Source organism: Candidatus Aquiluna sp. UB-MaderosW2red (assembly GCF_900100865.1).
In the GTDB taxonomy this organism is placed as follows: Bacteria; Actinomycetota; Actinomycetes; order Actinomycetales; family Microbacteriaceae; genus Aquiluna.
Genome location: NZ_LT627734.1, coordinates 283,458 through 295,454, shown reverse-complemented (window position 1 = coordinate 295,454; position 11,997 = coordinate 283,458). Strand labels below are relative to the sequence as shown.

The 11,997-nt window shown below is 52.9% G+C and carries 12 protein-coding genes; 8 read left to right on the top strand and 4 right to left on the bottom strand.

Annotated elements, in window-relative coordinates:
• Window positions 1-3 precede the first annotated feature (3 nt).
• The 5 genes from BLP47_RS01620 (at window position 4) to pknB (ending at window position 7,385) form a co-directional block, all read left to right on the top strand.
• Window positions 4-1,257, top strand: coding sequence for a PP2C family serine/threonine-protein phosphatase (locus tag BLP47_RS01620; RefSeq protein WP_091849738.1), 1,254 nt, complete (start codon window positions 4-6; stop codon window positions 1,255-1,257).
• On the top strand, window positions 1,250-2,614 hold the full coding sequence (locus tag BLP47_RS01615; protein ID WP_091849736.1) for an FtsW/RodA/SpoVE family cell cycle protein: 1,365 nt from the start codon (window positions 1,250-1,252) through the stop codon (window positions 2,612-2,614). Before BLP47_RS01620 ends, BLP47_RS01615 begins: the two co-directional genes overlap by 8 nt.
• The gene (locus BLP47_RS01610; protein WP_091849734.1) at window positions 2,611-4,062 is read left to right on the top strand and encodes a penicillin-binding protein 2; all 1,452 of its coding nucleotides are present in this window, start codon (window positions 2,611-2,613) and stop codon (window positions 4,060-4,062) included. The genes BLP47_RS01615 and BLP47_RS01610 overlap by 4 nt, the downstream gene beginning before the upstream one ends.
• On the top strand, window positions 4,059-5,489 hold the full coding sequence (locus BLP47_RS01605) for a serine/threonine-protein kinase (protein WP_091849732.1): 1,431 nt from the start codon (window positions 4,059-4,061) through the stop codon (window positions 5,487-5,489). Before BLP47_RS01610 ends, BLP47_RS01605 begins: the two co-directional genes overlap by 4 nt.
• 72 nt (window positions 5,490-5,561) lie before the next feature.
• Complete coding sequence (gene pknB, locus BLP47_RS01600) at window positions 5,562-7,385, top strand: Stk1 family PASTA domain-containing Ser/Thr kinase (RefSeq protein WP_091849730.1); 1,824 nt, start codon at window positions 5,562-5,564, stop codon at window positions 7,383-7,385.
• A gap of 16 nt (window positions 7,386-7,401) precedes the next feature.
• Here the strand turns inward: pknB and BLP47_RS01595 are convergent, their stop codons facing one another.
• Window positions 7,402-8,040, bottom strand: a complete 639-nt coding sequence (locus BLP47_RS01595) for an aminodeoxychorismate/anthranilate synthase component II (protein WP_091849728.1) — start codon at window positions 8,038-8,040, stop codon at window positions 7,402-7,404.
• Between the two features lie 56 nt (window positions 8,041-8,096).
• Here BLP47_RS01595 and BLP47_RS01590 point away from each other — a divergent pair, with 56 nt between their 5' ends.
• Window positions 8,097-8,369, top strand: coding sequence for a cell division protein CrgA (locus tag BLP47_RS01590; RefSeq protein WP_091849726.1), 273 nt, complete (start codon window positions 8,097-8,099; stop codon window positions 8,367-8,369).
• Here BLP47_RS01590 and BLP47_RS01585 read toward each other — a convergent pair whose 3' ends face one another.
• Window positions 8,370-9,020, bottom strand: a complete 651-nt coding sequence (locus tag BLP47_RS01585) for a rhomboid family intramembrane serine protease (protein ID WP_091849724.1) — start codon at window positions 9,018-9,020, stop codon at window positions 8,370-8,372.
• On the bottom strand, window positions 9,021-9,551 hold the full coding sequence (locus BLP47_RS01580; RefSeq protein ID WP_091852801.1) for a peptidylprolyl isomerase: 531 nt from the start codon (window positions 9,549-9,551) through the stop codon (window positions 9,021-9,023).
• Window positions 9,552-9,690: 139 nt separating this feature from the next.
• Between BLP47_RS01580 and BLP47_RS01575 the strand changes: the two genes are divergently transcribed.
• Together BLP47_RS01575 and BLP47_RS01570 are read left to right on the top strand one after the other, a co-directional pair.
• The gene (locus BLP47_RS01575; protein ID WP_249883369.1) at window positions 9,691-10,401 is read left to right on the top strand and encodes an ABC transporter ATP-binding protein; all 711 of its coding nucleotides are present in this window, start codon (window positions 9,691-9,693) and stop codon (window positions 10,399-10,401) included.
• Window positions 10,401-11,177, top strand: a complete 777-nt coding sequence (locus BLP47_RS01570; RefSeq protein WP_091849720.1) for an ABC transporter permease — start codon at window positions 10,401-10,403, stop codon at window positions 11,175-11,177. The genes BLP47_RS01575 and BLP47_RS01570 overlap by 1 nt, the downstream gene beginning before the upstream one ends.
• Window positions 11,178-11,235: 58 nt before the next feature.
• Here BLP47_RS01570 and BLP47_RS01565 read toward each other — a convergent pair whose 3' ends face one another.
• Window positions 11,236-11,997: an ABC transporter permease gene (locus BLP47_RS01565; RefSeq protein ID WP_249883367.1), complete on the bottom strand. Its 762-nt coding sequence runs from the start codon at window positions 11,995-11,997 to the stop codon at window positions 11,236-11,238.

The following is an 11,997-nucleotide window of genomic DNA, read 5'->3' as shown; positions in this document are numbered from 1 at the left end:
CGCTTGAGTGTTAAAACAATTAGCTATGCAGCCAGCGATATCGGCAAACACCGAAGCTCCAATCAGGACTCTGGCTATTCGGGTTATCAGCTGTTTTTTGTGGCGGACGGCATGGGTGGTCACGCCGGTGGGGATATCGCTTCCGCGATTGCCTCCCAAAGAATTGCGCTGACCGATAGCAAGTACGACTCCATCGAAGAGGCGATTGATTCGCTGCGAAACGGCGTTCTTGAGGCAAACTCCATGCTCTCGGCAACCGTTGCAGAACATCCGGAGCTTGAAGGCATGGGAACCACTTTTTCCGGAGTGCTGTTTTATGGCAACCAAGTGATCATCGCTCACATCGGAGACTCACGGGTTTACCGAGCCTCAGGTGGCGAGGTTACCCAAATCACCAAAGACCACACTTTTGTGCAGAAGCTTGTTGACCTAGGGCGCATTACCCCCGCTGAAGCCCTGACCCACCCCAGAAGAAGTGTTTTGATGCGAGTGCTGGGAGATGTCTCAGGTGAGCCCGAGATTGATATAGCTATCTACGACACACTGCCCGGGGATCGCTGGATGGTATGTAGTGACGGGTTGTGCGGAGTGGTGCCAGATGAGGTGATGGGCAGGATTCTGGCCTCAAAGATTCCCACCGAAGAGGCCGCAGCCTTATTGGTTGGGGAGGCTCTTGAATTTGGAGCACCCGACAATGTGACCGTGGTGATTGCAGATGTCATAAGACCCTCGGTGAAAGTTGAATTTGAACCGAGTGCTCAGTTTGTTGGCTCCGCCGCCAGCGAGGTTGTTATCGAAGAGCGTCGTGGTGGCAAAATTCTTAGGTTGTTCTCACCAAGAAACCTTTTGGACCTTTTGCAGCCTGCAGAAGACGAGGCAAGGTACGCCCCGGAGTCGGAGGAACTTCTAAATAAGATCCTTTCGGAGACCAGGCGCAAGATTCGCTGGCGTGGGGTTCGCATAATCGCAAGCTGGATGCTTCTGGCCGGAATTATTGCCGGTATCGGTTTTGTGGCATATCAATACACTCAGACACGTTATTACGTGGATACCTACCAGGGCCAAGTGACGATTTTTCAGGGCATCCGCGAGTCTCTGGGGCCATTGAGCTTCTCGACCCCTTTTGTTATCAGCGATGTTTCGGTGAGCGAGCTCTCGACCTTTCAGCAGACCTTGATTGAGCGTTCAATTTCGGCAGAGTCCTTAGCGGATGCTGAGCGCATCTTGGCGCAGCTGAAAGAGAGTTTGAATGAGTAACCTCTCGCTCACAAGCGCAATCCCAAAACTTCTCAAGGCAGTCCCGCGTTCTCGCAACTTCGAAGCCGTACTGCTTTTTTGGGTGGCAGGTATCTCGGCCTTTGCTCTTGCCCAGGTGCAATTAGCGGTCACTCAGAAACTCACCATTGACATGCTCTACTACTGGGCTCCGCCGGCTCTTGCAGCTGGGCTGTTCCACTACATACTGCGCAAGCACGCGGTTAGTGCCGATGGCCTGATTCTGCCTTTGGCATACCTTCTCAATAGCCTCGGAATAGCCATGATCTACCGCTTAGATTTGGCGGAGATTGCAACCGGCGGCTCAAATTTGTTTGGGGTTCGCCAAATCTGGCTCACCTGCTTTGCGATGCTGATCGGCGCCGTTATTGTCCGGGTGATTCCAAACCACATGATTTTGCGCAAGTTCCCCTACATAGCTGGTGCTGCCGCAGTCTTACTGCTTTTGTTGCCACTGGCTCCAGTAATTGGCAAAACTATTAATGGGGCGACGCTCTGGGTTGGAGTCGGGGGAATTAGTTTTCAGCCAGGCGAATTAGCGAAAATCTTTTTAGCCATCTTTTTCGCCGGTTATTTGGTTTCCCGCAAGGACTCGCTTTCAGAGATTGGCTCTCGAGTGGCAGGCTTTAGAGTTCCTCGCGCTAAGGATCTGGGCCCAATTTTGCTATTTTGGTTGGCTTCGGTTGGCGTGCTGGTTGCGCAACGAGACCTGGGTAGTTCGATTTTGTACTTCGGGCTGTTCCTGGTGATGATCTATACGGCTACCGGCCGGGGTTTTTATGTTGGTGCCGGGTTGGTGATGATGGTCACCGGTGCTCTTGTGGCATCAAGATTATTCGATTATGTCGGCAGAAGATTCGATGCTTGGCTGGACCCGCTTTCGAGCCTCAACTACAGCGCAGCCGGCGGCAGCTACCAAATCGTGCAGGGGTTATTTGGCATGGCCAATGGTGACGTGATTGGTGCCGGGCTAGGGGGCGGCTTTCCTCAGCTCATCCCGCTAGCCGAGTCCGATTTTATATTTGCAGCGCTCGGCGAAGAGCTCGGTCTGGCTGGTATTTTTGCTATTTTGTCCCTGTTTTTGCTGCTGGTTTATCGTGGTCTTAGAGTCTCCAACTCGCACCCCGACGACTTTTCAAAGCTTTTGGCAATTGGGCTCTCTTTCATTATCGCGCTGCAGGTTTTTGTTGTTGCCGGTGGCGTGATGGGGATGCTGCCGCTAACCGGTCTGACGACTCCATTTTTGGCAGCCGGTGGTTCATCACTTTTGGCCAACTGGGCGATAGTCGCACTTCTTCTTGTTATCTCTGATTCATCTTCTAAGAAGGTGGTGTCTTGAACCGACAGGTTAGAAGAGTCGGGCTGGCACTAACAATCATGTTCTTAGCGCTATTTGCCATGGCGAGCTCGATCCAGGTCCTAAGGGCAAGCTCGCTTTACGACGATGAGCGCAACGTGAGGGCTTCTTATGAAACCTATAAGACTCAGCGTGGCCCAATTTTGGTTGGTGGAGTGCCAGTGGTTGAGAGCATCCCGGTAAATGATGCCTACCGTTTCGAACGCGCATATTCTTCAGTGCTTTACACCCCGGTAATCGGGTATTTCAGCTTATTCTCGGGTTCCGAAGGCATTGAACGCTCGATGAATAGCTACCTGTCGGGCCAATCCTCAGCCCAGTTTTTTGAACAAATCAACGCTCTACTGGATGGCAAGCCGGTGACCGGGGCGGCGGTGGAGCTGACATTGGACCCCGATGTCCAGCGAGCTGCCTGGGATGCATTGGGAAATCGCAAGGGTTCTGTTGTCGCAATTGAGCCTGCCACCGGCAGGATTCTTGCGATGGTCTCGAAGCCAACCTACGACGCGAATAACCTGGCCACCCACCTCTATGGGCCGGTGACCAAGGCCTACCGAGGCTATATGGAAGATTCCGATAAACCGCTAATAAATCGGGCAATCGCGGGGGACCTGTATGCCCCGGGCTCGGTATTCAAACTCGTGGTCGCCGCTGCGGCTTTAGAATCTGGCAGATATACGGCCACCTCATCCTTGCCCAACCTCGCAGAATACGTGTTGCCAGGCACGTTTACCAAGATATTTAATTCCACGAGAAAGACCTGTGGCGAGGGTGACTTGGTCACCCTGGAATACGCCTTGATTCACTCTTGCAATATTCCGTTCGCAGAGCTAGCAGTTCAATTAGGCCAAGACCGAATCCGCGCCCAGGCGCAGCTAATGGGTTTTGGTAAGGAGCTCAGCATCCCAATGAGCGTGACTCCTTCGATTTATCCGGATGACATGGACCAGGCGCAAACTGCACTCAGTGGCTTTGGTCAATTCGATGTTCGAGTCACACCGCTTCAGATGGCAATGATTTCTGCGGCAATAGCCAACCAGGGCGTCATGATGCAACCGCAGCTGATTGACTTGGTCGTGGCAAGCAACCTAAACGTCCTGAGCCAACCAGCCCCGAAAGTGCTTTCCGCACCCATTTCTCGAAGCACAGCGGGCTTTTTAACCAGAATGATGGTTGATTCGGTAGAAACGGGCGTGGCGGGACGAGCGGGAATATCCCAGGTCGCGGTGGCCGGAAAAACCGGCACCGCTCAAAATGGGCCGGATGACCCTTACACCCTTTGGTTCACGGGTTTTGCTCCTGCCGAAGCTCCCCGAGTCGCAGTTGCAGTTGTCTTAGAAGATGGCGGTGGTATTGGCCAATCTGGCACCGGCAACCAGCTTGCAGCTCCCATTGCCAAAGCTGTTCTTGAGGCGGTGCTTTCCAAGTGAAGCCGGCGGTAGGGCAGCTTTATGGCGATCGCTATCGCCTGCAATTGCGCATTGCAATTGGCGGCATGGGCGAGGTTTGGCAAGCGGAGGATGAGCTCATTCTGCGCGTCGTGGCGATCAAGATTCTCAAGCAGGAGTATTTGGCTGACCCGGCCTTTTTAGAGCGCTTTCGATCCGAGGCTAGGGCGGCCGCGCTGGTCGAACACGAGGGCATTGCCAACGTATTTGATTATGGCGAAGACACCGGTGCCGCGTATCTGGTGATGGAACTGGTGCCGGGTGAATCACTTTCTAGACTGATAGAAAGAGAGAAAAAGCTCAGCGAAATCAGGGTCTTAGACATAGTTGCGCAGACTTCGCGGGCGCTCGCTGCGGCCCACGCCAGGGGCCTTGTGCACAGAGATATCAAACCGGGAAATCTTTTGATCACACCCGATGGCAAAGTTAAGATCACTGATTTTGGCATTGCCCGAGTGGGGGATCAGGTGCCGCTCACTAAAACCGGCCAGGTGATGGGCACCGTGCAGTACTTAGCTCCCGAGCAAGCCACCGGCAAGGCCTCGACACCTGCTACTGATCTCTATTCGCTCGGGGTGGTAGCTTACGAGGCACTAAGTGGCAGAAGACCATTCACGGGTGAGAATCAGATGGCCATCGCTATGGCGCACATCAACGAGATGCCGCCCGCACTGCCCGAGTCCATAGACCCGAGAGTGCAAAACCTGGTGCTGAGCTGTTTAGCCAAAAAACCCACCCAACGACCCGAATCGGCCAGTTCTTTGGCGATTAGGGCGGAGGGTCTTTTGAAAGAAAAGCGCCGCGGCGTTCCCGCAATGACCACCGCTAAGGGTTTCGGCGGGGAAGATTCTGCACTGACCGAAATAATCAGCACCGACACCGCCGAGCTCCCTAGGGCTCCTATTGTTTGGCCTTGGATTGCAACTCTTGGGCTATTGGGTATAACCGCAATCGTGGTGATTGTCGCGATTCTTTCTGAGCCAAACATCTCCGAGATGGAGACCCCAGCCCCGACTGCACCGGTTTCACCAAGCCCGAGCGCTTCACAAACAGTTGAGCCGGTTCCAACTGAAACCGAAGAGGTTCGGCCAGTGCTGCTATTGCGCTCGGACATTATTGGGGAGAATCTATCGGTTGTTACAGCAAGGCTCACCGAGCTGGGAATGACGGTAAACGCCATTCCGGGTGAGTCGGTGCCGGGCAATGACCCGAGGGCCAGAACTGTATATGCGGTTTCCCCAACCGGCAACATTGAGGTAGGCACCGTGATCGATGTTACCTACTTCGTCGAAAAGGTTGAGGAAGTTCCCGTTGTGATTCCAGAACCAGAACCAGCACCAACCGATACGCCTACTGAAGGGGAACCGGCTAACCCCGACGGGTCCCTAGATTCGGGTACAACGGGTTAGTAACACTAAATCGAGCCTTGCAGGAAAAACCACTTTTGAAAACTAGACTTTGAGACGGCAGAAAGAGCAATTTTGAACGAGAATGAAAGACTAATCGCCGGGCGCTATCGACTGGGTAAACTTGTTGGTCGCGGCGGCATGGCCGAGGTTTTTGAAGGATATGACACCCGCCTCGGGCGCACTGTCGCAATTAAATTGCTGAAATCCGACTTGGCCAATGATGCGAGCTTCGAAGCGAAGTTCCGCCAAGAGGCTCAAGCCTCCGCCCGCATGGCTCACCCGACCATTGTTCGCGTCTACGACGCTGGCGAAGAAGAGACGATAGACGAAAACGGCTCAACCAAAAAAACTCCATTCATAGTCATGGAATTTGTCAAAGGTCGTCTGCTGCGCGAACTGATTCACGATGACGAAATCGAGGTGAGCCGGAGCATCAAGTTTGTGAACGGAATTCTCACAGCCTTAGAGGTTTCCCACCGCGCCGGAGTTGTGCACCGTGACATCAAACCTGCCAACGTAATGATTGGCGATGGCGACAGCATCAAAGTGATGGACTTTGGTATCGCTCGGGCTGTCTCAGACAACTCAGCCACCCAAGCCGCCACCGGCGGCATCATCGGCACCGCGCAATATTTCTCACCCGAGCAAGCTCGTGGTGATGCGGTCGACGGTAGAACCGATTTGTATTCAACAGGTGTGATTCTTTATGAGCTGCTGGCTGGAAGGCCGCCATTCCAGGGGGAAAGCGCCGTATCGGTCGCCTACCAGCACGTATCTGAAGTGGCGGAACTGCCTTCAAAATACAATCCGCAAATTTCTTCAGAACTAGACGCCGTTGTGATGCGAGCCATGGCCAAAGATCGAGATCAACGCTTCCAAAACGCTGAGGAGTTCCGCGAACATCTAAACGCTGCGGTAGCGGGCACTAAAGCGGCGGCGGCACTGGTGCCAACCACCGGGTCAAATGTCGGTTCCGGCGATGCAACAGAGCTAATTAGCCGACCAAGGCCAATTGATACCTCACCCACCTCACTCTTGGAGGGCTTCGAGACGTTACCCAATGAGAAAGTAACTACCGCCACCAACTCGACCAGCAAGATTGGTTCGGGAGTTATTTGGGGCTTGGGCACCGGAGTTGCAGTTATCTTGATTGGGCTTTTGTTTTGGGTCATGAACCTTGGAGGCGGAGGTTCGCCGATCAACCCCGATACCGGTATCCAGGTGCAAAGCGTAGAGGGCTCTCTCTATGAGGACGCCTTCAACACCCTGACTGCTCAAGACCTTCTGGTCCTGAGGGTCTATGAGAAAAGTGAAAGCGTGCCCGAGGGCGTTGTAATTCGTCAAGAACCTGCTGCTGGGACCTCGGTCTTGAGTAAGACTCCGGTTACGGTTTATGTTTCCAGTGGCGCCACCGAGGTCACCGTGCCAAACGTGATTGGTCGCACAGAAGCCGATGCCGTGCTTCAAATAGAAGCCCAGGGTTTGGTGGTGGGAACAATTTCAGTGGTCGGCAGTGCGACCGTGCCCGAGGGCACTGTTGTAGCTTCCGATCCGGTTACCAATCAGCAGCTCCCAGTTGGTTCGGTAGTGAACCTAGTGCTTTCCGATGGAACGGTTTCCGTGCCGGATGTCAGAAATCTCGATGTCTTAGAGGCAAGATCAATTCTGACCGCGCCCGCGATTGGCTTCACGGTTTCGGTTGAGATTTTAGATGAAGCAAGCTGTACCGGGAGACCGGGAACGGTTGTGCTTCAGCAGTCAATTGCGCCTGGAGACGCCAGGCAGTTGCAGAACATAATCCTCTATGTCGAGTGTGTTGGGGCGGTTACGCCATCTCCGACCCCAACCCCGACCGTCACTGGATCCCCAACGCCAACCCCGACCGCTACACCCTAGAGGCCACTAGAGCAAACTAAGAGTTTTCCAGCCTGGGGCTCAGGCTGAGTGCTTTTTCTCTGGCACCCTTGAGTCCCAGGGTTTCTAGCCAATTGGCAAGCATGGTGTAGCCACCTTGAGTCATCACGGATTCGGGGTGAAACTGAACGCCGTAAATAGGCTTGGTCTTGTGCTGCAAACTCATGATCACACCAGATTCGGTTTGGCCGGTTATCACAAGGTCCTCGGGGACAGACTCTGGCACCACTGCGAGCGAATGATACCTCGTGGCACTAAAGCCCTGCGGTAACCCCTCAAAAATTAGGCTGCCCTTGTGATTTACCGATGAAACCTTGCCGTGCATTAGCTCGGGGGCGCTTTGCACAACCGCCCCCATGGCCTCGGCGATTGCTTGATGACCCAGACACACGCCAAATACCGGGTAGTTGGTTTCCAGGGCGAAACGAACGGTTGGGATAGATAGCCCGGCTGAGGCCGGAGTGCCCGGACCCGGAGAAATCAGCACCGCATCGAATCTTGAAAGCATTTCAGGCAGTTCGGCTTCGGAAAAAGCGTCGTTCCTGAACACCTCGGTCTGGGCCCCCAGCTGCCTAAGATAGCCATTTAGGGTGTAGACGAAGCTGTCGTAATTATCTAAAACAAGAATGCGCACCATGATGCTAATAGCCTAATCGGACTAGCTTTATCTGAATCGCGTAATAAACTGCATTCATGCCTGAATCAAGATCAAGACGCAAAGCCAACTCTGTCGAACCACTAAAACCAGTTATAGCTGGGGATGCCGAGGCAGAAAATCCGACTTGGTATAAAGCCGTGATGTTCGGCTTTATGGTTTTCGGTTTGATCTGGATCCTAACCTTCTACATCTCGAGTGCCCGCTGGCCGCTGGGAAGCGCATCCCCAATCGACCTAGCAAACTGGAACATTCTGATTGGGTTCGGGTTCGCGATGGTTGGCTTTGTTATGACCACTAAGTGGAAATAACTAAACCCACTGATTAATTCTCAGCACTGTCAAGAGTGCGAGTGCCCCCCAAACAGCAGTCAAGCTAATAAGCTGCATTGACTTTTGACTGGGCTTTCTGGTTTTTGAGTAAATTAGAGCGATCGCTAACCCGGTGATTAGACCACCCAGGTGGCCCTCCCACGAGATTCCCGAAACAAAGAACCCCATCGCCAAGTTGATTGCGATTAGGCCAAAAATTGTTGAGCTGTTGCCACCCATCGTCCGGATGATGATGAAATATGCACCCATCAAGCCAAATAGTGCGCCGGAGGCCCCAACCACTGGGGTTTGCGGATCAGACAACCATAAGACAGCCACCGAACCGCCGATAATCGAGGTTAGGTAGAGCACCAAAAAGCGAACCTTGCCGACCATGGGCTCTAGCTGTCTACCAAATATCCAGATCGCGTAGGAATTTAGAAGAATGTGCCAGGGCGATGACCAGTCGTGCACAAAGCCCGCTGTGAGCATCCTCCAGGGTTCCCAAGGGGCGAATAGTGGAGCAAAAAACATCTGGTTTGTGAACAGATATCCAACCGGGGATATCTGTCCCAACCAGATCAAAACATTTATCGCCAGCAATGTGCTGGTGACTGGGGATGCTTGAGGAAGCCTCAGGCGAATTGCCATTTAGAGAGTTTCGATGCTAATCGACTCGATTACAACTTCCTCCAGGGGCTTGTCACGACCATCGGTTGCGACGGCACCAATCTTGTCTACCACCTTGCGGCTCACGTCGTCTGCTACCTCACCAAAAACAGTGTGCTTGCCTTGCAACCAGGAGGTTGGAGCAACGGTGATGAAGAACTGTGAACCGTTGGTGCTGGGGCCGGCATTTGCCATGGCAAGCATGTATGGGTCATTGAAATTGAGTTCCGGGTGGATTTCGTCGCCAAACTGATAACCGGGGCCTCCCATGCCGGTGCCGGCTGGGTCTCCAGATTGAAGCATGAAGCCCGCGATAATGCGGTGAAATATTACGCCCTCGTAAAGGGACTTTCCGTTATGGGTTGCTCCAGTGCGCGGATCTTTCCACTCTATGGTGCCGGTTGCCAAGCCCACAAAGTTTTCAACGGTCTTTGGAGCGTGAAGCCCAAAGAGGTTGAGCTTGATGGCGCCGTGGTTGGTGTGCAGGGTTGCGATAGCTGTAGGAGATGTCATCCCTATATTGTGCCACAGCATCTCCAAGGTTGCATGGGCTTGCCGCGCAAAAACCCCTCCAGATGCAATCATGAAGACCGGAGATTTATTTAGGGTGCCATACTCTTTAGGAGCAGTTTGCTCAAAAGAAAGTGGGGGCATGATGACCCAAGCAATCACCTTTACCAATCTGGTGAAGACCTACGGCAAACAAATCGCCGTAAACGATTTGAGTATTGAAATCAAACAGGGCCGAATCACAGGCTTTTTAGGCCCGAATGGTGCTGGCAAATCCACGGCCCTTCGGTGCCTGGTTGGTTTAGCAAAACCAACCAGCGGCTCGGTTGCTATTCTCGGCGCTAGCTACCGAGAACTCAGGAACCCCATTTCTGAAGTCGGCTGTGTTTTAGATTCCCGGGGCTTTCACGCATCACTAACGGGCCGTCAAAACCTAAGGGTTATGGCGGCTGCGGGCAACATCCCAGATGCTCGAGTCGATGAGGTGCTCGAACTGGTTGAGCTAGGAGATGCGAAAAACAAGCGCACTAAAAACTACTCGCTCGGCATGAAGCAGCGCTTGGCATTGGCTGGGGCAATTCTGGGTGACCCGGATGTTCTAATCCTGGATGAGCCGGCCAATGGCCTAGATCCCCTGGGCATAGCTTGGCTTCGCAAGTTCTTGCGTTCACTCGCGATATCCGGCAGGACAATCTTGGTTTCTTCCCACCAGCTGGCCGAAATGCAGAACACGGTTGACGATGTCATCATCATGCATAAGGGCAGGCTGATTGCCGCCGGCGAGATGAAGCAAATTATTGGAACTGGGACCTTAGAAGAAGCGTTCCTCGAGCTAACAGCGGGAACCGACTAATGGCGCTAATCAAGTCTGAACTTCGGAAAGTTATCTATGCCAGAGCCAACTGGGGAATCCTGATTGCGGGAATCGCGATTTCGGTAGTTTCCGTAGTGACCACACCTTTTATCTATGAGGCCGCCCAATTGGGTCCAGCTTTTGGCGTCAACACGGTCGATGGTGTTGACGGCGTTTTCGCCAACGCGATATCCGGTTATATCTTTGTGATCATCCTGGGCATCATGCTTATGGCGGGCGAATACCGTCATGGCACAGCAGCTGCGACATTTCTAACCAGCCCTAAACGTGAGTTTGTACTGTTTGCAAAACTCGGAGTGGCGGCACTGGTGGGTGCACTATTCATGTTGATCACCGCCTGGCTTTCGATTCTTGCTGGCGTTATAACGCTTGCAAGCTTCGAAGAGGCGGTTAGCCCTTCATCTGATTTATTTCTGAATCTCAGCTTGGCGGCCTTGGTCTCAGGGGTGGTGTTCGGGGTCATCGGGGTCTCGGTGGGTGCACTTCTGAAAAACCAGATGCTCGCAATTGTCTTTGCGTTGATATATCTTTTTGTGATTGACCCACTGTTGTTGGTGCTGTTCTCTGATGTTGGCAAGTTCTTACCGGGTGGCCTAATTACTGGGATGCTGGCAATCGATGTTCAAGCACCAGAGTTTGGCTTTGATACGTCCTCATACCTTCAGCCGATTCCAGCAATGCTGTTGCTACTCGGTTACGGGTTGGTATTTTCGGCCATCTCACTATTCACCAGCATGAAAAGAGATGTTGAGTAGTCCAAGGTTATAAAAAAGCACCGGCGCCCAGATGGGAGCCGGTGCTTATTACTAACTGTTAGAGGCCCTTTGGCTTTAAGTATTTCTGAGCCAGTGCACTCAAGAAATCAAACAGCAGCGCCAGAATTGCCACCATTACAGCGCCAATCAAGATAGCCGGTCCACGGTCTAGCTTTAGGCCGGAGTTTATTGTTTCCCCGAGTCCACCACCACCAACTAGGAATGCCAGTGCTGACATGCCGACGTTAATAACAATTGCTGTCCTGATGCCAGAGACAATCACTTCAACCGATAGCGGTAGTTCGATCTTGAACAAAATCTGTGCTGAAGTGAATCCCATGCCACGTCCCGCGTCGATTACCGACTTGTCTACCTGCTCCAAGCCAACGATGGTGTTTCTAAGAACCGGAAGTAAAGAGAAGGTCGCCAACGCAAGAATCACGGTGAGGATTCCAGAACCCATAAAGGAGAAGAAAATTACAATCAGTCCATATGCGGGCAGTGATTGGGCCAATCCAAGGGTGTTGACCAAAAAGGTCTTCAGTCGAGGAAAACCCTTACGGGTAACCAGAATGCCGATGGGTACCGCAATCAAAATAACCAGCAGCGAGGAGGTGAGGCCCAGAACTAGAGTTTCTCCGATTTGCCGTTGAATTTTCACCGGTTCCAAAATGTTCAGTGTCGTTTGATCCAAATCCGAGTAGAGCCAGACCGCAAGACCCAGAAGCGCGAGTAGAACCGCAAATATCGGCGAGATAATGAGATCTAGCCGCGCGCTCATCGGAGATTGGCTCTTAGCTTGTTGGGCTACCGTACTCAA

What these genes read in the sequence shown, in the direction of transcription:
- BLP47_RS01570 (WP_091849720.1), top strand. Translation starts at nt 10,401, where the DNA reads ATGGCGCTAATCAAGTCTGAACTTCGGAAAGTTATCTATGCCAGAGCC.
- BLP47_RS01590 (WP_091849726.1), top strand. Translation starts at nt 8,097, where the DNA reads ATGCCTGAATCAAGATCAAGACGCAAAGCCAACTCTGTCGAACCACTA.
- BLP47_RS01615 (WP_091849736.1), top strand. Translation starts at nt 1,250, where the DNA reads ATGAGTAACCTCTCGCTCACAAGCGCAATCCCAAAACTTCTCAAGGCA.
- BLP47_RS01580 (WP_091852801.1), bottom strand. Translation starts at nt 9,551, where the DNA reads ATGACATCTCCTACAGCTATCGCAACCCTGCACACCAACCACGGCGCC.
- BLP47_RS01595 (WP_091849728.1), bottom strand. Translation starts at nt 8,040, where the DNA reads ATGGTGCGCATTCTTGTTTTAGATAATTACGACAGCTTCGTCTACACC.
- BLP47_RS01575 (WP_249883369.1), top strand. Translation starts at nt 9,691, where the DNA reads ATGATGACCCAAGCAATCACCTTTACCAATCTGGTGAAGACCTACGGC.
- BLP47_RS01585 (WP_091849724.1), bottom strand. Translation starts at nt 9,020, where the DNA reads ATGGCAATTCGCCTGAGGCTTCCTCAAGCATCCCCAGTCACCAGCACA.